Origin of the sequence: Xanthomonas rydalmerensis (assembly GCF_033170385.1) — a bacterium.
In the GTDB taxonomy this organism is placed as follows: domain Bacteria; phylum Pseudomonadota; class Gammaproteobacteria; order Xanthomonadales; family Xanthomonadaceae; genus Xanthomonas_A; species Xanthomonas_A rydalmerensis.
In genome coordinates this window covers 3,114,064-3,134,729 of sequence record NZ_CP126170.1, presented here as the reverse complement: position 1 = coordinate 3,134,729, position 20,666 = coordinate 3,114,064, and the positions used below count along the sequence as shown (strand labels likewise).

General features: G+C 70.2%; 19 protein-coding genes. 8 read left to right on the top strand and 11 right to left on the bottom strand.

All coding sequences use genetic code 11. The features are described 5' to 3' along the window. Positions 1-115: 115 nt before the first annotated feature. The 4 genes from QN245_RS13155 to QN245_RS13140 all read right to left on the bottom strand — a co-directional run bounded on the left by QN245_RS13155 (position 116) and on the right by QN245_RS13140 (position 6,897). A complete protein-coding gene (locus QN245_RS13155) occupies positions 116-2,311 on the bottom strand; it encodes a xanthine dehydrogenase family protein molybdopterin-binding subunit (RefSeq protein ID WP_317843379.1) in 2,196 nt (731 codons plus the stop codon). Between the two features lie 22 nt (positions 2,312-2,333). Beyond that, entirely contained in the window at positions 2,334-3,335 is a 1,002-nt protein-coding gene (locus QN245_RS13150; RefSeq protein WP_317843378.1) for an FAD binding domain-containing protein, read from the bottom strand. Beyond that, on the bottom strand, positions 3,322-4,155 hold the full coding sequence (locus QN245_RS13145; RefSeq protein ID WP_317843377.1) for a 2Fe-2S iron-sulfur cluster-binding protein: 834 nt from the start codon (positions 4,153-4,155) through the stop codon (positions 3,322-3,324). The genes QN245_RS13150 and QN245_RS13145 overlap by 14 nt, the downstream gene beginning before the upstream one ends. 351 nt (positions 4,156-4,506) lie before the next feature. Further along, positions 4,507-6,897 (bottom strand): TonB-dependent receptor, encoded by a 2,391-nt coding sequence (locus QN245_RS13140; RefSeq protein ID WP_317843376.1) that lies wholly within the window; start codon positions 6,895-6,897, stop codon positions 4,507-4,509. Between the two features lie 448 nt (positions 6,898-7,345). Between QN245_RS13140 and QN245_RS13135 the strand changes: the two genes are divergently transcribed. Further along, positions 7,346-7,678, top strand: coding sequence for a DMT family transporter (locus QN245_RS13135; protein WP_010343489.1), 333 nt, complete (start codon positions 7,346-7,348; stop codon positions 7,676-7,678). A 56-nt stretch (positions 7,679-7,734) separates the two neighbouring features. On the opposite strand, the gene QN245_RS13130 is transcribed toward QN245_RS13135, so the two are convergent. Then, complete coding sequence (locus QN245_RS13130) at positions 7,735-9,807, bottom strand: TonB-dependent receptor (RefSeq protein WP_317843375.1); 2,073 nt, start codon at positions 9,805-9,807, stop codon at positions 7,735-7,737. Positions 9,808-9,960: 153 nt separating this feature from the next. Between QN245_RS13130 and QN245_RS13125 the strand changes: the two genes are divergently transcribed. Continuing rightward, a complete protein-coding gene (locus QN245_RS13125; protein ID WP_160969663.1) occupies positions 9,961-10,374 on the top strand; it encodes a MerC domain-containing protein in 414 nt (137 codons plus the stop codon). A 111-nt stretch (positions 10,375-10,485) separates the two neighbouring features. Continuing rightward, the gene (locus QN245_RS13120; protein WP_010343492.1) at positions 10,486-10,671 is read left to right on the top strand and encodes a 30S ribosomal protein THX; all 186 of its coding nucleotides are present in this window, start codon (positions 10,486-10,488) and stop codon (positions 10,669-10,671) included. A gap of 195 nt (positions 10,672-10,866) precedes the next feature. Here QN245_RS13120 and QN245_RS13115 read toward each other — a convergent pair whose 3' ends face one another. The 4 genes from QN245_RS13115 to QN245_RS13100 all read right to left on the bottom strand — a co-directional run bounded on the left by QN245_RS13115 (position 10,867) and on the right by QN245_RS13100 (position 15,718). Further along, positions 10,867-12,288 carry a chloride channel protein gene (locus QN245_RS13115; protein ID WP_184643457.1) on the bottom strand — a complete coding sequence of 474 codons (1,422 nt, stop codon included), beginning with the start codon at positions 12,286-12,288 and terminating at the stop codon, positions 10,867-10,869. Positions 12,289-12,325: 37 nt separating this feature from the next. Beyond that, positions 12,326-13,600 carry an alkaline phosphatase family protein gene (locus tag QN245_RS13110; protein ID WP_317843374.1) on the bottom strand — a complete coding sequence of 425 codons (1,275 nt, stop codon included), beginning with the start codon at positions 13,598-13,600 and terminating at the stop codon, positions 12,326-12,328. Between the two features lie 121 nt (positions 13,601-13,721). Beyond that, complete coding sequence (locus tag QN245_RS13105; RefSeq protein ID WP_317843373.1) at positions 13,722-14,249, bottom strand: methylated-DNA--[protein]-cysteine S-methyltransferase; 528 nt, start codon at positions 14,247-14,249, stop codon at positions 13,722-13,724. After that, positions 14,246-15,718, bottom strand: coding sequence for a DNA-3-methyladenine glycosylase 2 family protein (locus QN245_RS13100; protein ID WP_317843372.1), 1,473 nt, complete (start codon positions 15,716-15,718; stop codon positions 14,246-14,248). Before QN245_RS13100 ends, QN245_RS13105 begins: the two co-directional genes overlap by 4 nt. 210 nt (positions 15,719-15,928) lie before the next feature. Here QN245_RS13100 and QN245_RS13095 point away from each other — a divergent pair, with 210 nt between their 5' ends. The 5 genes from QN245_RS13095 (at position 15,929) to ubiM (ending at position 19,686) form a co-directional block, all read left to right on the top strand. Beyond that, positions 15,929-16,972: a COG3904 family protein gene (locus tag QN245_RS13095; RefSeq protein ID WP_184448756.1), complete on the top strand. Its 1,044-nt coding sequence runs from the start codon at positions 15,929-15,931 to the stop codon at positions 16,970-16,972. 86 nt (positions 16,973-17,058) lie between these two features. Further along, positions 17,059-17,319: a hypothetical protein gene (locus tag QN245_RS13090; protein WP_317843371.1), complete on the top strand. Its 261-nt coding sequence runs from the start codon at positions 17,059-17,061 to the stop codon at positions 17,317-17,319. A 119-nt stretch (positions 17,320-17,438) separates the two neighbouring features. Further along, positions 17,439-17,966 (top strand): DUF4019 domain-containing protein, encoded by a 528-nt coding sequence (locus QN245_RS13085; RefSeq protein ID WP_317845364.1) that lies wholly within the window; start codon positions 17,439-17,441, stop codon positions 17,964-17,966. Between the two features lie 43 nt (positions 17,967-18,009). Next, positions 18,010-18,399: an MAPEG family protein gene (locus tag QN245_RS13080; protein ID WP_317843370.1), complete on the top strand. Its 390-nt coding sequence runs from the start codon at positions 18,010-18,012 to the stop codon at positions 18,397-18,399. Between the two features lie 99 nt (positions 18,400-18,498). Then, a complete protein-coding gene (ubiM, locus tag QN245_RS13075; protein WP_317843369.1) occupies positions 18,499-19,686 on the top strand; it encodes a 5-demethoxyubiquinol-8 5-hydroxylase UbiM in 1,188 nt (395 codons plus the stop codon). Positions 19,687-19,923: 237 nt separating this feature from the next. Here ubiM and QN245_RS13070 read toward each other — a convergent pair whose 3' ends face one another. Further along, positions 19,924-20,247, bottom strand: a complete 324-nt coding sequence (locus QN245_RS13070; RefSeq protein ID WP_160969679.1) for a hypothetical protein — start codon at positions 20,245-20,247, stop codon at positions 19,924-19,926. A gap of 67 nt (positions 20,248-20,314) precedes the next feature. Beyond that, positions 20,315-20,536 (bottom strand): RNA-binding S4 domain-containing protein, encoded by a 222-nt coding sequence (locus QN245_RS13065; protein WP_160961478.1) that lies wholly within the window; start codon positions 20,534-20,536, stop codon positions 20,315-20,317. Positions 20,537-20,666: the final 130 nt, after the last annotated feature.

Here is a 20,666-nt window from a genome sequence, read left to right as displayed (position 1 = left end):
TCAGCCGCGACAGGTGTTACCGGTGACGCCTGTCGCGGCTGAAGCCGCTCCTACAAGGGGAGGGACGCGCGGCAAAGTGCATTAATGCAGCGCGGCGCAGCAAGGGTGACTACGCTCAGCCGATCAACTTGTCCGGGGTGATCGGCAAATCGCGGATACGCTTGCCGGTGGCGTGGAACACGGCGTTGGCGATGGCCGCGGGAATGCCGACCATGCCCAGCTCGCCCATGCCCTTGACCCCGAGCGGGTTGACGATCGTGTCGTCCTCTTCGACGAACATGGTCTGGATCTCGTGCACGTCGGCGTTGACCGGCACGTGATAGTCGGCCAGCGAGGCGTTGAGCATGCGCCCGTAGCGATGGTCGATCTCGGTGCCTTCGCTCAGCGCCATGCCGATGCCCATCACCACGCCGCCGATTTCCTGGCTGTGCGAGGTCAGCGGATTCATGATCTTGCCGCAGGCGGTGGCTTCGATGACCCGCGTCACCTGCACCATGCCGGTATCCGGATCGACCTTGACCTCGATGAACTGCGCACCATGCGCGGCGGTTGCGTATTTTTTGCGCTCGGCCGAGGGCTTGGATTCGTGCACCACCTCCAGTTCCTGCAGGCCGTGCTGGCGCATCAGCTTGGCGACCTCCAGGCCGGCCTCGGGCTTGCCGGTCGGCCGCAGCCGGCCATCGACCAGTTCCACTGCATCCACGTCCAGCCCGCTGAACGCCGCCTGCCCATCCTGCCGCGCCAGTTCCAGCAGCTTGCCGCGGATCTCGCGCGCCGCACCGTGGATCGCGCTGCCGACGCTGGCGGTGGTCCACGAGCCGCCCTGCGCGGGCGCCTTGGGTAGACGCGTGTCGCCGAGTTCGAACTGCACGCGTTTGGCATCGATGCCCAGATACTCGGCGGCGATCAAGGTCATCACCGTGTAGGTGCCGGGGCCGATATCGGCCGTGGCACTGCCGACCCGGGCACTGCCGTCGGCTTTCAGCACGACCCGCGCCAGCGCCGGCATCTGCATCGCCGCCCAGGTGCCGGTGGCCATGCCCCAGCCGACCAGCAGGCGGCCGTCGCGCATCGAGCGCGGTTCGGGCGTGCGCTTGCTCCAGCCGAAGGTCTCGGCAGCGAGCGCGTAGCATTCGCGCAGCGCCTTGCTCGAGAACGGTTTGCCGGTTTCCGGGTCGGTCTCGGCATAGTTGGCCAAGCGCAGTTGCAAGGGGTCCATCTTCAGCGCATAGGCCAGTTCGTCCATGGCGCACTCGATGCCGAACATCTGGCTGATGGTGCCGGGCGCGCGCATCGCCTGCGGCGTCGGCAGGTCGGTCTCCACCACCTCGAAGCGATCCTCCACGTTGGGGCAGGCATACAGTGAGCGCGCATTGCGGAAGATCGCCTCGTTGAACGCCTCGATGCGCGAGGTGTTGAGCACGTGCCGGTAGCGGATCGCCTGCAGCGTGCCGGCGGCGTCGGCGCCCAGCCCCAGTTCCACGCGGTAGTAGGGGCGGTAGCCATGGCCGCTGAACATCTGCCGCCGGGTGTAGACGATTTTCACCGGCAGCCCCACCGCTTTGGAGACCGCGCCGAGCAGGAAGGTGTAGTAGTTCGGGCGCAGGCACGAGCCGAACGCGCCGCCGACGAACAGCGACACCACGTTGACCTTGTCCACCGGGATGCCGAAGTAGCCGGCCAGCTGTTCGCGGTCCTGGTAGACGTTCTGGCTCTTGTTGACCACGGTCAGGGTGTCGCCGATCCAGTAGCCGATGCCGCCGTGCGGCTCCATCGGGTTGTGGTGCTCGACCGGCATCGTGTACGCGGCCTCCAGCCTCACCGGCGCGGCGGCGAACGCGGCAGCCGGGTTGCCGCGCGGCTTCGGCGATTCCTCCGGGGTCGGATCCTGCGCCTGGTCGAGCAACGCGTCGAAATCGGTGTGCGCGGTCTCGGCGGCGTAGTCCACCTGGATCAGCCGCGATGCGTGCCGTGCCTGTTCGAAGGTCGTGGCCACCACCACCGCGATCGGCTGCGCGTTGAAATGGATGCGGTCGTCGACCAGGGCGCGGAACGACAGGTCTTCGCCCTTCTTCTTGACCGCATCGGACACCGGCTTGATCGCATTGAGGTGGGTCAGCACCTTGATCACGCCGGGCGCGGCTTCGGCGGCGCGGGTGTCGATGCGCACGATGCGGCCCTTGGCGATGGTGCTGGTGAGGATGTAGCCGTGCACCAGATGCGGGATCTGGAACTCCGCGGCGTAGCGCGCCTTGCCGGTGACCTTGGCGTAGCCGTCGACGCGGCGCATTTCCTTGCCGATGTAGTTCATTGCGGGTTCTCCGGTTGGCCGCTCACGCGGCGTCACTGCCGCTGGCGCGGTGCAGGGCGCGGATCATCGCGTGCGTGCCCATCGGGATCTTGTAGGCGTTGTGCGCCAGCGGCCGCGCCGCGGCCATCTCGGCCTGCGCAGCGGCGGCGAAGGCGGCTTCACCGACATGCTGCCCGACCAGCGAACGTTCGGCGGCGCGCGCGCGCCAGGGTTTGTGCGCTACCCCGCCCATGGCGATGCGCGCTTTGCGGATGCGTCCGTCCGGTTCCAGCGCCAGCGCCGCGGCCACCGACACCAGCGCGAACGCGTAGCTGGCCCGGTCACGCACCTTCAGGTAGTGGCTGTGCGCGGCGAAGCTCTGCGCCGGCAGCGTGATCGACTCGATCAGTTCGCCGTGCGCCAACTGGTTGTCCAGGTCGGCGCGTGCGTCGGGCAACAGGTGGAACTCGGCGAACGGGATCTCCCGATGTGCGCCGGCGGGCGTGCGTACGTGCACTGTCGCGTCCAGTGCGGCCAGCGCCACGCACATGTCCGACGGATGCACCGCCACGCAGTGTGGGCTGTGGCCGAAGATCGCGTGGGTGCGGTTGAGTCCCTCGCGCGCGCCGCAACCGCTGCCGGGTTCGCGCTTGTTGCAGGGCAGGGCGGTGTCGTAGAAGTAGCCGCAACGCGTGCGTTGCAGCAGGTTGCCGCCATTGCTGGCCATGTTGCGCAGTTGCATCGTGGCCCCGGCCAGGATCGCCTGGCTCAGCAACGGATAGCGTTGGCGCACCAAGGGATGGTTGGCGGTCTGCGTATTGTTGGCGAGCGCGCCCAGGCGCAGTCCACCGTCGGCGGTTTCGGCGATCTCGGCCAGGCCCTTGAGCCGGGTCAGGTCGACGATCTCGTCGGCGCCGGTCACCCCTTCCTTCATCAGGTCGAGCAGATTGGTGCCGCCGCCGAGGAATCGCGCGTTCGGGTTGGCGGCGACACGGCGCACCGCGTCCTCCGGCGTGGTCGCGCGCTGGTACTTAAACGGCGTCATCGGCCACCTCCTTCGCCATCTTCAGGGCAGTCAGTTCGGGCTGGTCGACATAGCGCCATGTCAGCGGCCGCGGCGCGCCGCCACTGTGCACGTCCTGGATGGCGGCGACGATCTTCGGGTAGGCGCCGCAGCGGCAGATGTTGCCGCTCATGCGCTCGCGCACCTCGGCGTCGCTGAGCTCGGTGACCGGCCGACTGACGTCGGCACTGACATGGCTGGCGTCGCCGCGCTTGATCTCGTTCAACAGCGCCACGGCCGAGCAGATCTGCCCCGGCGTGCAGTAGCCGCACTGGAACCCGTCGTGCTGCACGAACGCGGCCTGCATCGGATGCAACTGCTCGCCGTCGGCCAGGCCCTCGATGGTGGTGATCTGCGTGTCTTCGGCTTGTGCGGCCAGGGTCAGGCAGGAGAGGCGGCGTTCGCCGTCGACGATCACTGTGCAGGCACCGCACTGGCCGTGGTCGCAGCCCTTCTTGGTGCCGGTCAGCGCCAGATGTTCGCGCAGCGCGTCCAGCAACGTCGTCCGTGGGTCCAACTGCAGCGCGTGGCGCTGACCGTTGACCTCCAGGACCACGGGCAAGGCGTTCTGCGGCGGTGCGGTCTTGGCAACCGGTGCGGCGAACGCGGCGTCGCTGAAGAGGATCTGGCCGCCGGCACTGCTCAGGCCGGCGGCCGAGAGCAGGGCGATGAATTCGCGGCGCGAGAGGCCGTTGATGCCGAGCCGGCGCGCGAGCGCGGCCTCGTCCTCGCTCAGCGGGGTATCGGGCGCGCTGCCGGCGGCGCCGGACGCGGCTTCGGAACGGTGGGGGTCATGCTGCATCGGTCTCTCCTGCCTGGGGACCGCCGCCGTGCGCGCGCAGGCGCAGCATGGAGCGAGTCGACCTGGGTAGCGGCACCGCCATGGTGGCGCCGACGAACGGGCACGCATCCGAACCCGGTCGCCAGCATCGCGGCGATCCCGCGAAGGGATTGCGAAGAGAACGCGAAGGGAGGGTGTCGAGGCACTGATGCGTTCGGGCGGATCCTCGTGGCCGCAACTGCACGAGTGCGCGTCGTGGGCGCATCTGCAGCAGCGGCGGCCGCCGCGACAGACGACGGGTCGCGCCTGTCGCGGCCGATGCGCGACGAAACCCTGGCGATTGCAGCGCGTGCGTCTGCAATCGCGCAGGCGCTACCAGCGGTAAGCCACCGACAGCTGATACTGGCGACCGGCGATCGGGCGGCCCATGAACACGCCCCCGGTGGCCGCACCAGGTACGCGCACATTGCCCTCGGTCAGGCCCAGCGTGTCGGTCACGTTGCTGCCGCTGGCGGTGAACTCCCAGTGCTCGCCGCTGTGCAGGCTGGCGCCGACGTCGAGCATGTCGTAGGACGGCAGACGCTGGCTGTTGGCCAGGTCGGCGTAGCGTTCGCCGATGTAGGAATAGGTCGCGAACACGCGCAGGTCGCCGAACGGCAGCATCCAGTAGTAGCTCGGGGTCAGCCGGAACTGCCGCTTGGGCTGGCGCATGACCTGGTTGCCGGTGTACTCGCGGTAGTTGCGGTACTTCGCATCCAGCCACACCCCGGTGCCGGCCAGTTCGAAACCGCCGAACGGGCGGATCGCGCCTTCCACCTCCAGGCCATAGGCGCGCGAATCGCCGACCGTGGTGAAGTTGGTGCCGTTGGCCAGGAAGGCCTGGAACGGCGAATTCTTGAAGGTGTTGTAGAACCCGGTCAGGTACAGATCGTAGTTGGTCGCGCCGGACTTCAATCCCAGTTCGTACTGCCTGATGTCCTGCACCTTGGTCTGCCCGTCGCGCAGGTTGTCGAAGCCGGGAAACTTGACCCCGGAATTGACCCGCGCGAAGACGCTGTTGTGCTCGTCGAGCTTGACGTTCAGACCGGCGGTCCACGACAGCGCGTTGTCGTCCTGGTCGATGCGCCGTGCGCTCGGCAGCGAGATCGAGGTGGCATTGTCGTAGAGCGTGGCCGGGTTGCCGTCCAGGTCCACCGTGGCGGTGTCGTGCACGGTGCCGGTGACGCGCTGGCGCTCGTAGCGCACGCCCAGGTCCAGGCGCAGGCGCTCGTCCAGCTCCCATTCGTCGGCGACGAACACCGCGGCGTTCTCGCCCTGGTAGTGCGCGCGCAGGGCCAGGAAGGCGGTGCTGGTGAAACCGTCACGGGTGGGCTGGCGGCCGTCGTCCAGGGTCACGTCGATGCGCCGCGCGTGGTTCTGCGCGGTCAGCAGCATGGTGTTGCCGAGGTGCCAGGTGTCGTTGGAGGTGTACCTGGCGTAGTAGCTGCCCACGGTGAGCGTGTTGCCGGCGAACAGCGTGCGGCTCAGGCGCAGGTCGTTGGTGAAGGAATTCAGGCGCTTGTCCACCGACCACCAGCCGGCTTCCAGCACCTGCTGGTTCTGGTCGACCGTGCCGCCGCCATTGGTATAGCGCGCGCTGCCGGGGCTGCCGTAGCCGGCGATGAAGTCGCCCAGCCGCTGCGGCGCGTCGCCGGTGAACAACGCATAGGTCGGCGCGGTGCCGCCCATCACGTTGAAGCGGTCGGCGACGGTCCAGTCGCCCACCTGCCAGTTCAGCTCGCCACCGAACACGTCGATGTTGACGCCGCGGCCGTCGCCCAGATCGCGCTGGATGGTCTCACCGTTCGGGCCGACCGGCAGGGTGACGTTGCGGAAGTCATTGCTCAGCAGCGTGCCGCGCTGCGCGTTGAGCCCGGGAAAGCTGGACAGGTCGTTGCCGTTGTTGCGCGACAGCAACGGGATCGCGGTGTAGAAGGCGTTGTTGTCGTCGGTGTGGCGCGCATAGAACGACAGTTCGCCGCTGTCCCAGCGCTTGCTCAGGGTGGCGCTGAACTGGCCGCCCTTGTCGGCGGGGAACTGCGGGTCGCGCACGCCGTCGGTCTCGCGAAAGAAACCGCCGACGCTGTAGTACCAGCCGTTGCCCATTGGTCCGCTGTCGAACAGATCGATGCGGCGCAGGGCGTCGCTGCCGCCGGTGACGCGGACGCTGCCTTCCGGCTCGTCCTGGCCCTTTTTCTGGATGAAATTCACCGTGATGCCGGCCTGGCCGTTGGAGAAGATCGGGCTGGGACCGCCGCGCAGCACCTCCATGCGTTCGATGGTGTCGTCGGTACGGAACAGCGTGGAGTTCTCCAGGAACGACAGGGTCGGCGGCGGGAACAGCGGCGCGCCATCGAGCTGGAAGGTGACGAACGGCGCATCGCCTTCGGAGGGCATGCCGCGCACGAAGATGTTGGCGCCGGTGCCGCCGCCGCTGGGCTCGGCCCACACGCCGGGCACGATCTTCAGCAGGTCGGCGCTGCTCTGTGGCACCGCCTGCTGGATCTGTTCGGGCGTGGCGGTGGTGATCGAGAAGCTGGCGTCGCGCTTGCGCAGGCCCTTGAAGCGCGCGGTGCCGCTGACCACGACGGTATCCAGGGTGGTGGCGTCGGGTTGCGCTGCAGGCGCAGCGGGCGCGTCGGCGGTCTGTGCCTGCGCGGGTGGTGCGAGCAGGGCGGCGGCGACGGACAGGGGCAGCAGATGGCGAAGCGGTGCAAGTTGCATGAAGAATCTCTCCTTTCTTCATCCGGAACAGTCGACCGGCAGGCGGCGCGCACGTACAGTGCGCGGCCGCGTCGCATCGGCCGGTACGGCGCGAGACAGGGGTAACGCGCGGTGCTCTTTGTAACGCCGCCGGGCGATCGGACCGTTGTGCAGCGCGGTACATGCCTCGTTTGCGTGACAGGTTGCCCAGCCAGGCCGCCATTGCCCTGCAACGTACGGCATGCGGTGCGCAGTGCGGCGTTGTTTCATTTGGTCAGGCGTGGCTGCGCATGAGGAACGCAGTCGCGACAGAGGCGGTTCCTGGATGCCTGTCGCGGCCGATGGCCCAAAAACGGCACAAAGCGGGCTGCTGCGCGAGTACATCTGCGATAGCGCCCATCGCCATTGCCATCGCCGCCACGCCCCCAGTTGCTATCGTGGCGCGCATGGTTTCCAAGAGTGTCCTGCAATGAAGAACTGGCTGTTCCTGCTGGTGGCGATCCTCGCCGAGGTGGTCGCGACCTCGGCCTTGAAGGCCAGCGAGGGGTTCACCCGGCTGTGGCCGACGCTGCTGGCGCTGTGCGGCTATGGCATCGCTTTCTATCTGCTGTCGCTGACCCTGCGCAGCGTGCCGGTAGGCGTGGCCTACGCACTCTGGTCGGGCATCGGCATCGTGCTGATCTCGCTGCTGGCGTGGTGGCGGTTCGGCCAGGCGCTGGATCCGCCGGCGATCGTCGGCATGGCGCTGATCGTCGCCGGCGTGGTGGTGATCAACGTGTTTTCGCGCAGCGCGCCGCATTAGCCCAAAAAAAGAGGCCGCCCGAAGGCGGCCTCGTCACGTTGCGGCGAACGTGCCGATCAGAAGAACAAGCGTACGCCGAACGAGGCGCTGCGGCCGGGCAGCATGACGTCGTCCTTGAGGAACGAGGTGTGCACGCGCGCGTCCTGGTTGGTCAGGTTGTTGCCGTCCAGGAACACTTCCCAGGCGGTGCTGCCGGTATCGACGTGATACGCCAGGTGCGCATCGACCAGGGTGTAGCCGGCGGTCGGGGTCTCGTTGACCGCCACCTTGTCCTGCTTCTGGTAGCGGGTGGCGCCCAGCGCGGCGCGCCAGTGGCTGGCGTCCCAGCGCAGCTGGGCGCCATAGCGCGCCGGCGCGATGCGCGGCAGGTTGCCGCCGTCCTTCAGCCGCGCACGCACGGTGTCGCCGAACACGCGCAGGTCCCAGGCGCCGCTGTCGTTGTTGGCCAGGTGGAAGGTGGCCTCGCCCTCGAAGCCGTGGAAGATCGCATCGGCCTGGGTCCACTGGCGGATCGGCAGGAAGTCGTTGTCCTCCTCGTGGTACCACTGGCCGCCGGTGTCGACGATGTAGATGAAGTCGTCGTAGCGGTTGTAGTAACCGGCCACCTTGGCGTCGACCCAGTCGTTCTTGAAGATCAGGCCCAGCTCGGCCTGGTTGGCCTTTTCGGTCTTCAGATCGGGGTTGCCGATCTCGTAGGCGAGGGTGGCGATGTGCGGGCCGTTGGCGAACAGCTCTTCCTCGGCCGGGGCGCGCTCGGCGTGGTCGAGGTTGGCGGTCAGGCGCCACTGTTCGTTGAAGCGGAAACCGCCGCTCAGCGACAGGCTCTTCGGAGTGAAGTCGCGGTCCACGCCGGTGTCGGTCTCGTACTTGGTCTTGTCCACGCGCGCGCCGAGCTCGGCCTGCACGCGGTCCCAGCTGTTGCGCGCGAGTGCGAACACGCCGATGGCGCGGGTGTCGGTCTTCGGCACGAAGGCCTCTTCGCCGACCGCCTGGAAGGTCGAATCGCTGCCCTGCACGCCGACCGCGGTCTGCCAGCCGCCGCCCAGGCCAAAGGAGGCCTCCACGCGGCCTTCGTTGGCGCGCTTGTCGAACTTGGTGCCCACTTCCGCGCCTTCGAACTCGGTGTGGGTGTAGGCGGTGTGGCCGAAGCTGTAGCGCAGCGCGCTGCCGTCGCCCCACGGGTCGTTCAGCGCGCCCTTGAGCTCGAAGCGGTCCTGGTGCAGCTGCAGCGACACGCCGCGCTCGCCGGCGGCCGGATCGCCGGGTTCGCCCGGGTTGCCGTAGTCGTCGCGGAAGCGCGAGACCGACACGCCGACGAAGCCCCAGTCGCCGGCCAGCGAACTGCCGATCGAGCCGACCTTGGACTTGACGAACGAATTGAGCTGCGGGCCCTGCGGCGTGTCGTAGTCCTTCAGATTCCGATACACGCCGTCGGCATGGATCGACAGGCCGCTGCCGTTGCCGGCGTCGACCCGGAACATGTCGGTGTTGCCGCTCTTGTCGCCGCCTTCCCAGCGCGCCTCGGCACGGCCGTGCACGCCGTCGACCGGGGTCTCGGCGATGCGCCCGTCGACCACGTTGACCACGCCGCCGATGGCGCCGGAGCCGTACAGCAGGGTCGACGGGCCCTTCAGCACCTCGATCTGGTCGGCCAGGAACGGTTCCACCGCCGGCGAATGGTCCTGGCTGACCGTGGACACGTCCTGCGAGGACAGGCCGTCGTTGAGCACCGCCACGCGCGGGCCGTCGAGGCCGCGGATGATCGGCCGGCCCACGCCGGGGCCGAAGTTGGAACTCTGCACGCCCGGCAGGCTGGCCACGGTCTCGCCGATGCTGGCGCCGCGGTTCTCGTCCAGGCGCTCGCCGGCCAGCACGTCCACCGGCTGGCTCAGTGCGCCGGCGGCATCGCGCAGCGGGCTGGCGGTGACCACCACCTGGTCCATGTCCTTCACGTGCCGGTCCTGCGTGTGGCCTGCGCCGTGGCGGCTGTCGCTGGCCGGCGGCGTGGCATCGGCGGCGGTCGTCGTGGTGGTCGGGTCGGCGGCGAGGGCCAGCGACGGGCTCAACAGGCCAAGCAGGGCCAGGGACAGGGCGGAACGGCGGAGCAGGGCGGGGCGGGAAGAGGGCATGGGCATTCCATTTGGAGGGATGTTCGTGGCGACGCGCGCGCGACCGGCGCCGCGCAATCGCGGCGGACAGTCCAGGAAGGGGCGCGGGACGCGCTGGTCGCCGGCGGCCGAATGTTATATTATTCCGTAACACTTTCAACCGTGCCGACCGTCATGTCCTCACCGTTCGATCTGCGCGCCGCGCTCGACCGCCTCGGCGCCACCGGTTCGCTCCTGTGCGCGGTGCATTGCGCGGTGTTGCCGCTGGCGCTGGCGGTGCTGCCGTCGCTGGGCCTGTCGATGTGGTTGGGCGACGGCGTGGAGCGCACCCTGGTGCTGTTCGTGACGTGCCTCGGCCTGTTCAGCCTGGTGCTCGGCTATCGCCGCCATCGCGTGTGGCAGGCGCTGGGATTGCTGCTGCTGGGCCTGTTGTCGCTGTGGGCCGGGTTGCTGGTGCCGGCGTTGCACCACGCGGTGGCGCCGCATGCGGCGATCATGACCTTCGGCGGCACCCTGGTCGGGCTGGCCCACCTACTCAACCTGCGGCTGAACCACGGCCACGTGCACGACGCAAGCTGCGCCCACTGAGCGCACGTGGTAGTCTTGCCGCCCTTGCGCGAGGGCGCTGACCGCGTTGGCCTCGCCAAACCCCGTGCAGCTCGCGGGGGTTTTCGCAAACACATTCAGGAGTCGATGAGCATGGGTAAGGGTGACCGCAAGACCGCCAAGGGCAAGCGCTACAACGCCAGCTACGGCAATTCGCGCTCGCACAGCGTGAGCAAGGTGGCCGTGGGCGCTGCCGCGCCGGCCGCGAAGAAGTCGGTGGTCAAGGCCCCGGCGGTGAAGAAGGCCGTGGCCAAGAAGACGGTCGCCAAGGCCGGCTGAGCCAGCCACCGGTTGACGAAGAACGCGGCGCTTGCGCCGCGTTTTTTTTGCCTGGCGTGCATGCCTGGCAGTGCCGTGATGCGGGGGTGGACGGCTTGCAGTGGAGCAGGACGGAGCGAAACGTCATCCCGATCGCGCTGCCGCTCAGGACACGCGGCCGCTCAGGGCGAGCCGCCGCGCAGGACCAACCGCCGCTCAGTGCGGACGTGGCGCGGTGGGGCCGTCGTCGCGGTCGTCGTGGTCGCTGCCGGCCAGATCGGCGGCCAGCGAGATCGGCGCTTCCTCTTCGGCAGGCGGCGCGGGCGCCGGCGGCGGCGCCACCAGCAACAGCTCGGCCAGGCCGCGATAGATCGGCGTGCGGCAGACCAGCGCCGAGGCGCCGCGGGCGATCAGTACCGTGGCCAGGATCGGCAGCAGCATGTCGCTGCTGTCGGTGAGTTCCAGCGAGATCACCGCCGAGGTCAGCGGCGCCTGGGTCACCCCGGTGAGATAGGCGCACATGCCCAGCAGCACGAAGATGCGCGGGTCCACGCCCGGCATCAGCACGGCCAGGTTGTGGCCGAGCCCGGCGCCGACCGCCAGGGCCGGCGAGAACAGGCCGCCGGGAATGCCGGCGACGTAGGACACCAGGTTCGCCAGCAGCTTCATCAGGCCGAATTCGTGGCCGACGCTGGCGTGCCCCTGCACCAGGCTGCGCGCCTGCTCGTAGCCGGTACCGAACGCGCCGGTGCCGAAGATCAGGCCCAGCAGCACCAGCGCCAGGCCGCACAGTGCGGCCAGCAGGACCGGCTGGCGCCGGCGCAGCTCGCCCAGCCAGCGCGGCTTGCCGGCGACGGTCAGCAGCACCATGCGCGCGAAAGCGCCGCCGAGCAGGCCGGCGACCACGCCGCACAGCAGGATCGCCAGCCACGCCTTGCCCAGCGGCAGGCCGGCGGTGGCGACCCGGCCGAAGTAGGTGTAGTCGCCGAGCAGGCCCAGCGAGATCACGCCGCCGACGATCACCGCGGTCAGCAGGGTGCCGGAAAAGTGGTGCTCGAAGCGCCCGCTCAGTTCCTCGATGGCGAACACCACGCCCGCCAGGGGCGTGTTGAACGCGGCGGCGATGCCGGCGGCGCCGCCGGCCAGCAGGAAATGGCTGGCCTGGCGCGCATCGCGGAAGCCGAACCAGCGCCCGAACACGTACATCAGGCTGGCGCCGACGTGCACGGTCGGGCCTTCGCGGCCGATCGAAGCGCCGCCGAACAAGGCCATGGTGGTCAGCATCAGCTTGCCCACGGACACGCGCAGCGACAGGTTGGCCTGGCGGAAGCCGTCGTCGGGGCGCTCCAGCGCGGCGATCACCTGCGGAATGCCGCTGCCGCGGGTAGGGCGCAGCGCGCCGTTGGTGAGCCAGGCGAGCAGGGCGAAGACGCTCGGGGTCAGCAGCAACGCCCACCACGGCGAATGCCCGATGATGCGCTGAAACACGTGGAAGGCGGCGTCGCTGGCCTTGGCGAAGACGATGGAGACCAGCGCCACCGCTACCGCGCCGCCCCACAGCACGGCGCGCTGTTTCCAGCTCTCTTGCGAGATCAGTTGGCGCAGACGCGGCGGTTGCGCGGAGTCGGGCGAGTGCATGCGGCCATTGTCGCACGCGTCGCCCCGTGCGGGCGCCCTAGCGCAGCGCCGGCAGCAGCGCCTGCGGATCGCCGTCGTTGGGCGCGGCGGGGATGCCGAGCAGGCGGGTCAGCAAGGGATAGACGTCGACGTTGTCGATCGGCGGCAGGGTGACGCCCTGGCGGAAGGCCGGGCCGCGGGCGACGAACACCGCACGCATCGACGGCAGCGCCGGGTCGTAGCCATGCGAGCCGCGCAGGCTGCGCGGCTTCTCGGCGATGCGCGCACGCGGCAGCGCATCCCAGCCCTCGTGCATCTGGCACACGATCGGCGGGATGCGCGGGTTGCTGCCGTAGTGCCAGCGCGCCGGCAGTTCGCCCTTGCGCCAGCAGTCGTACTGCGGGTGCGCGCCGAGCAGCCGCGCTTCCACTGCCGCCTGCTGGCCCGGGCGCGGGGCGATGCCTACCGACTGCCCGTAGCTGATCACCGTGACCTGTTGCGGCGGGACCATCTCCTCGACCGCCAGCACCTGCTTGGGCGGCACCGCGGCCATGCCATGGTCGGACACCAGCACCAGGTTGATGCGGTCCAGCTCGCCGCGCTGCGCCAGGCCGTCGAGCAGATGCCCGATCGCCGCATCGATGCTGGCGATGGCCTGCGCGTATTCCCGCGACTCCGGGCCATGGTCGTGGCCGGCTTCGTCCACCTGTTCGAAGTACAGCGTCAGCAACTGCGGACGCGGTGCGCCGGTATCGTCGAGCCAGCCCAGCACCTGATCGACCCGTGCGTTCGGCGGCATGTCGGCGTCGAAGGCCTGGCGACGGCTGGGGCGCACGCCCTGGATGGCCGCCTCGCTGCCCGGCCAGGCCCAGGTCGCGGCGTGCAGGCCGGCTTTCTCGACGCCGACCCAGATCGGCTCGCCTCCCCACCAGCGGCCGTCGCCGACCGCGGCGCGATCGCTGATCTGGAACGTGCCCAGCAGCGGGTCCTGCATGCTGTTGTGGACGATGCCGTGGTGGTCCGGACGCAGGCCGGTGGCGATGGTGTAGTGGTTGGGGAAGGTCAGCGACGGATAGGAGGGCGTCATCCACTGCGCGCGCACGCCGTCGTGGACCATGCGGCTCAGGTTCGGGGTGATGCCGCGATCGAGCATGTCCGCGCGCAGGCCGTCGATCGAGATCAACAGCACCGGCGCTGGCGGCGTCGCCGGTGCGGCGGCGCTGGGTGCGGCGGCCGCGGCGGTCGCGTGCGACGGCGTGGAAGGGGTGGAGGCGCAGGCACCGAGTAATAGGGTGGCGCAGACGAGCGTGGAACGCAGGGCGGAGGACATCATCGCGGCATCATAAAGCGCGCACGGTGACGTGGCGAAGACAGGACGCGCTGCGCGCGCATCGGCATCGGCGCCACACGCGACGCGCGACGCGCGACGCGCGACGCCGCAGCGTTCGCTGCGCTCAGCCGAACAGCGACGCCATCGTGCCGGACGTCGTGCCGCTGCCGTCGCGCCGTTCCAGCGCCAGCAGCGCGGCCTTGGTCGGCAGGCCGCCGCCGAAGCCGGTGAGCGCGCCGTTGGCGCCGATCACCCGATGGCAGGGCAGCACGATCGGCAGCGGGTTGCGGCCGTTGGCGGCGCCGACCGCGCGCACCGCACGCGGCTGGCCGAGATGCTGCGCCAGCTGCGCGTAGCTCCAGGTCGCGCCGAACGGGATCTCGGCCAGCGCCAGCCACACGCGGCGCTGGAAGTCCGTGCCGTGTGGGGCGAGCGGCAGGTCGAAGCGTTCGCGCTCGCCGGCGAAATAGGCCAGCAATTGCTCGCGTGCCTCGCGCACCGGCGCCGGATCGTGGATCCAGTCGGCACGGCCGCGGGCGTCGTAGCGATTTTCCGGGAACAGGATGTGGCGCACGCCATCGTCGCCGACGGCGACGGTGAGGAGGCCGATCGGCGTGTCGAAGCGGTCGTAGTACAGCGGGGACGCGGTCATGCGCGGGTCTCCTCGGGAGGATCGTTGGCCAGGTGCCACAGGTGCAGCACCGCGTAGGCGCGCCAGGGCCGCCAGGCCTGCGCGCGCGCCTCGGTGGCGCGTTCGCTCAGGCGTGCGCCGTCCGCGCCGAGCATGCGTTGCAGGACCAGGTCGCCGGCGGGGAAGGCATCGGGCTGGCCGAGCGCGCGCAGCGCGATGTACTGCGCGGTCCAGGCGCCGATGCCCGGCAAGGTGACGGCGTGGGCGACGAAATCGTCCAGGCGCTGGCCGGCGCGGAAGGACAGGCGGCCGTCCAGCACCGCCTGCGCCAGCGCGCGGATCGTCGCCGCACGCGAGCGCGGCAGGCCGATCGCTTCCAGCGGCGCGTCGCGCAGCGCCTGCGGCGTCGGGAAGGCGCGGTCCAGCCCCGGCGGCTGGCCGGGCCGCGCGGCGCCGTGCCGCTCGACCAGGCGCGCGGCCAGGGTCGCCGCGCCGGCCACGCTGACCTGCTGGCCGAGCACCGCGCGCACCGCCACTTCGAACCCGTCCCAGCCGCCCGGCACGCGCAGCCCGGGACGCCGGGCGATGGCGCGCGCCAGCAGCGGATCGTCGCCGAGCGTGGCATGTACCGCGCGCAGGTCGGCATCCAGGTCGAACACGCGGCGTACCCGGCGCACGATATCGGGAATGGCGCGCGGATCGGCCGCAGCGATGTGCAGGCGCAGTTCGTGGCGCTGCGGATCGGCCTCGACGCGGATGCGGGTGGAAGCCTCGCACGGGCCCAGCACGCGCTCGTAGCTGGCCTCGCCGATGCGCTCGATGCCGGGGATCGCACGCTTGCGCAGGAACGCCAGCATCGCCGGGAAGTCCAGCGGCGGCCGATAGCCCAGGCGCAGCACCAGATCGCCCCCAGGGCTCTCGGCGCGCTGCTTGCGGATCGCCGAGGGTGGCATGCCGCAGCCGTCCAGGAAGGCGGCATTGAAGCGGCGCAGGCTGTTGAAACCGGCCGCCAGCGCCACCTGGGTGATCGGCAAGGCGGTCTCGGTGAGCAGTTGCTTGGCCAGCAACAGGCGCCGGGTGGCGTGCACCGCCGCCGGGGTGGCGCCGAGCTGGGCCACGAACAGGCGCTGCAGCTGGCGCGCGCTGATGCCCAGTTCGGCCGCCAACGCGGCGACGCTGGCGTCCTGCAGCGCACCCTCGGCGATCAGCGCCAGCGCACGTCGCACGACCTCTTCGCCCAGGTGCTGCTGCGCCTCCGGCGACAGTTCGGGGCGGCAGCGCAGGCACGGCCGGTAGCCGGCCGCCGCCGCGGCCGCGGCGCTGGGGTAGTAGCGCACGTTGCTGCGCTTGGGCGGCGGCGCCGGGCACACCGGCCGGCAGTAGATGCCGGTGCTGCGCACGGCGGTGAAGAACACCCCGTCGAAGCGCGCGTCGCGCGACTGGCGGGCGCGGTCGTAGAGGGTGTGGTCGGTGGCGGCGAGGGCAGGCATGGCGCCAGTCTAGTCGGCTCGGGCGCGGTGCACTGGCCGTTTTCGGACAGCAATGCCGCGGCTGCCGCGTGGCCGTCGCGCCCGCGGTTTAGGCGCAGTTGGGGAGGTGTCGTGCGGCGGCACTAGACTAGGTCCACGGGTGCCTGGCGCCTGTGTTTTTCGTGTTCCCCATGGATGCTCCGCTTGGCCGTTCCGTTCAGACTCTGCTGGTTGTCGCTGTGTTGCCTGGGCCTGTTGGCGTGCGGGCAGCAGCCGGCGTCGACGCCGCGGACGGTTGCCGACAGCCCGTCCGCCGACGGCGAGCACATGGTCTCGATCGGCACGCCGCCGGCACCGCCGCCGCATGCGGTCGCGCCCAAGCGCGACCCGTTGGCCTGGGACGAGGCCACCCTGGAGAACGGCGAGGCCTTCATCAGTTGCGACACCGACTATGCCGCCGAGGCCGGCGACGGCCAGCCGCTGGCCGGGCTGGATCGGCCCGCTGTCGAAGCGGCGCTGGCGCCGTGCCGCGAGCGCGGGCTGATGCGGGTGCGCTATGTCGGCAAGATCAATGCCGGCTTCGCCGAAATGGTGCGGCGCCTGGCCGAAGTGGCCAAACAGACCGGCATCGGCAAGCGCGTGCTCGACCTGGATTCCAGTGGCGGCCAGGTCGAGGCGGCGATTCGTGCCGGCGATGCGATCGGCGAATCCGGCTGGACCGTGTGGGTGCGCGAAGGCTCGGTCTGCCACAGCGCCTGCGTGTTCGTGCTGGCCGCCGGCGACAACCGGCTGATCTCGGGTAACGTCGGCATCCACCGGATGATGCGGATCAGTTCCACCGCGACCTCGCGCGCCGAGCTCAACCGCGAGTTGCAGGAGGTCTATGGCAACGTCAAGGACTACCTGGAGCGCAACGGCGTGGCGGTGGCGGTGGCCGATCTGATGATGACCGTGCCCAACCGCAGTCTGCGTCTGCTCACCAGCGACGAACTCAAGCAGTACGGGCTCGATGGCACCAACGCGGTGCAGGACGACCTGGAGCGGATCAAGCAACTGCGCAAGTGCGGCGACGATTTCGTGCGGCGCAAGGATGCGTTCCTGGTCGCCTTCGACCAGGAGTGCAAGACCAGGAAGGATGTGGATCTGGAAAGCCTGACCGCCTGCGGCCAGGCGCTGAAGCAGCGCTTCGGATTCCCGGACCAGGCCTGTCCGGCCGAAAGCCCGCTGTCGGAGATCGACGTGGCGACGCTGCCGCTGGCCTCGCCCGGCGCCTGAACGGAGATTGCGGTGCGTGCCGGTCATTCACGTGGCGGGCATGGACGCGGGGCTAGCGTCGCCGCATCCCAACCCGGAGCACGCGCATGGCCGCCGGAACCCGCTTGATGCTGCGGCTGTACCTGCCCCCGGCCTTGCTGGCGCTGGGCGGTTTCCTGATCGCCGAAGTGCTGCTGCACGTCGCCAATGGCCTGCATGCGCCCTGGCTGGCGCGCACCGGCTCGCTGCTGAGCCTGTTCGGCTTGCTTGCGGCGACCGCCTGGGCGCTGTGGGCCAGTTGGCGCGCCTGGCACCGGCAGCGCTACGCCGTTCCGGCCGCGGTGGCGCCTGGCGAGGAGACGCCATAGGCGCCGCTGCGCGGGGCCGCCATGGCGGCGTAGACTGCGGCCCTCGCCACCGCCGCTGCCGAGCGATCTCCTTGCCCACGTCCGTTGCATTTCGCCTGCCTGTCGTCCTGCTGGCCCTGATGGCCGGCGCCGCCTTCGCGCAAACCGCGGCGCCAGTGCCGTCGGCTGCGCCCGTGCCGCCCGCCGCTCCGCCAGCAACGCCCGCTGCCGCGCCCGCGGCTGCACCGAAACCGGCGCCGCGCCACGCCGGCGCCGCTGTGCCTGCCCCCGGGCCGCTGGCCAAGCAGGATGCGCAGATGGCGCAGGCCGGGCTGCGCGCCGCGCAGCTGGTCGATGCCGGGCGCGCTGGCGAGCTGTGGGACGGCGCCTCGGCGGTAGCGAAGAAGGCGGTGACGCGTGCTGTGTTCGTGCGCGAGATCGACGCTGCGCGTGCGCGGCTGGGCGCGCTGATCGGCCGCGGCGTCGCCAGCGTGGCGCGCGTGCAGTACGCCGCCGGCTCGCAGGTGCCGCCGGGCACCTACGTCAACGTCAGCTTCCCCAGCCGCTTCGCCAACGCGCCGCAGCCGGTGCGCGAGCTGGTGTCGTTGCGGCTGGACGAGGACAAGACCTGGCGACTGGTCGGCTATCACGTCGGCATGCCCGACTGAGCGGCATGCTGCGCGCCGTCTTCCCTTTCCCTACGAGACTCCGATGCCCATCGAAATCCGCATGCTGGCCTGGGCGATTCTGCTCGGGATCGCGCAACTGCTGCTTGCCTCCGCCTTCGTCACCGCGCAACGCGGGGTGAAATGGAATGCCAGTGCGCGCGATGCGCCGCAACCGCCGCCGGCCGGCGTGGCCGGGCGCCTGGACCGCGCGCTGCGCAACTTCCTGGAGACCTTCCCGTTCTTCGCCGCAGCGGCGGTGGCGGTGGCGGCGCTGGGCAAGGGCGATGCGCACACCGCGCTGTCGGCGCAGATCTACCTGTGGGCGCGGGTGGCCTACGTGCCGCTGTACGCGGCCGGCGTGCCGTACGTGCGCAGCCTGGTGTGGGTGGTGTCGCTGTGGGCGATCCTGCAACTGGTGTGGGCGTTGCTCTGAGCGGCGCGGGTTGCGACCGATCGTCGCAGCGCTGATCCAGATCAAGGACGCGCTGCGCGACGGTCGTATCCTGGTCGGGTCCGATCACGGAGTCGTCGCATGCAAGTGGATATCGCCATCGTCGGTGCCGGCCCTGCCGGCCTGTGCTTCGCCCGCTCGCTGGCCGGCAGCGGCCTGTCGCTGGCGCTGATCGAGCCGCAGCCGCGCGCGGCGCTGGCCGAGGCCGCCTTCGATGGCCGCGAAATCGCCCTGACCCATGCTTCGCGGGCATTGCTGGAACAGTTGGGCCTGTGGGCGCGGATCGACCCGCAGGCGATTGCGCCGCTGCGCGATGCGCGGGTGATGAACGGCTCCTCGCCGTTCGCGCTGACCTTCGCCGCGGGCGAGGGCGGCCATGGCGATCTCGGCTGGCTGGTGCCCAATCACCTGATCCGCCGCGCCGCGTTCGCCGCGGTGCAGGACCAGCCCGGCCTGACCCTGCTCGACGGGGTCTCGGTGCAGGCGCTGCGCCGCGACGCGCGCCAGGCGCAATTGCAGCTTTCCGACGGGTGCAGCGTGGCCGCGCGCCTGGTGGTGGCGGCCGACAGCCGCTTCTCCAGCACCCGGCGCATGAGCGGGATCGGCGCGCAGCTGCGCGATTTCGGCCGCACCATGCTGGTGTGCCGCGTGCGCCACGAGCGCCCGCACCATCAGACCGCCTGGGAGTGGTTCGGCTACGGCCGCACCATGGCGCTGTTGCCGTTGCACGGCAACGAGGCCTCGGCGGTGCTGACCCTGCCGCCAGAGCGCGCGCAGGCCCTGCTGCAGATGGACGAGGCAGAGCTGGGGGCGGAGATCGGCGCCTGCTTCGAGCACCGCCTGGGCGACATGACGCCGCTGGTGCGGCCGCAGGCCTATCCGCTGGTGGCGGTGTACGCGCAGCGCTTCGTGGCCGAGCGCTATGCCTTGATCGGCGACGCCGCGGTGGGCATGCATCCAGTGACCGCGCATGGGTTCAACTTCGGCCTGCAGAGCCAGGCGCGGCTGGCGCGCGCGCTGCACGCGGCGGTGGCGCGTGGCGGCGACATCGCCGCGCCCGACCTGCTGGCCGGCTACCAGCGCGGGCACCGGCTGGCCACGCGGCCGCTGTACGAGGCGACCAACGCGATCGCCGCGCTGTACACCGACGACCGCCTGCCGGCGCGTGCCCTGCGCAGCGCCGCGCTGCGCGTGGCCGACCGGGTCGCGCCGTTCAAGCGCGCGATCGCCGCGCACCTGACCCAGCGCGTGGCGGCCATGGCGCGTTGAGTTCAGGCATGCGGCGAGAGAGGAGGGACGCGTCGGCGCAGGCGGTGTGGCGTGCGGCGTGGCGTTGTCGCCGGGCCTCGGGTCACGGCTGAGCCTGTTGTGCGCTTTCTCGTAGGAGCGGCTTCAGCCGCGACAGGCTTTATCAGGAAAGCCCGGTCTCGGCTGAAGCCGCTCCTACGGGGGATTACAAAAAGCCTGCTGCAGTGGGCGGAAGACAAGCATCCTGGGTCAGCGACCTCAGGTTGAACGTCGTTGCGCCGCACCGGCGGCGAGTTGGGCGAGGGCGCTCTGCAGGTCGCCGCTGCGCTGCGCCGCTTCGATCGGCGCGATGGCCCAGGCGCAGCCGGCGTGGCGCAGGTGCTGGCGCCAGTCGCCGGTCCAGGCCTCCAGTTCGTCCAGCGCCAGGGAGATGGAACCGCCGCGCTCCGCGTGGCCGCCGCGGATGGACTGCCCCAGGCGGAACGGCTGCGCTGCGTCGGGGTCGAGCTGCACGATGTACACGTCGTGGTGCGGATCTTCCGCGGACGGCGCGATGTTGCGGATGCCGAGCGTGATCAGCATCGTTTGGCGATCCGCGCTGTCCGGCGCCGCCGGCCGGCGCATGGCAGGCCGGGTTTGCCGATGGCGGTCATACCTTGCCGAGCACCTGCACCTGCACGTCGCCCAGTTGTACCACCTGGCCCGCGCGCACCTTGCAGGCCTTGCGCAGTTCGACCTCGCCATCCACGCGCACCTGGCCTTCGCTGATCACGGCCTTGGCCGCGCCGCCGCTGTCGCACAGGCCGGTCAGTTTCAACAGGTGCTTGAGTTCCACGTAGTCGCTTTCTAGCTGGAGATCGATGGTCTGCATTGGGGGTTGCTCGGAAATCGGCGCCCATTGTCGGTCATTCGCGGGCAAAACGCCCAGTGTTTCGGTCGGCTGGGTGTCATGGCGGTCGTACGCGGGTGGCCCGCGCGTCCTGGAATCGCGCGCGAAAGCG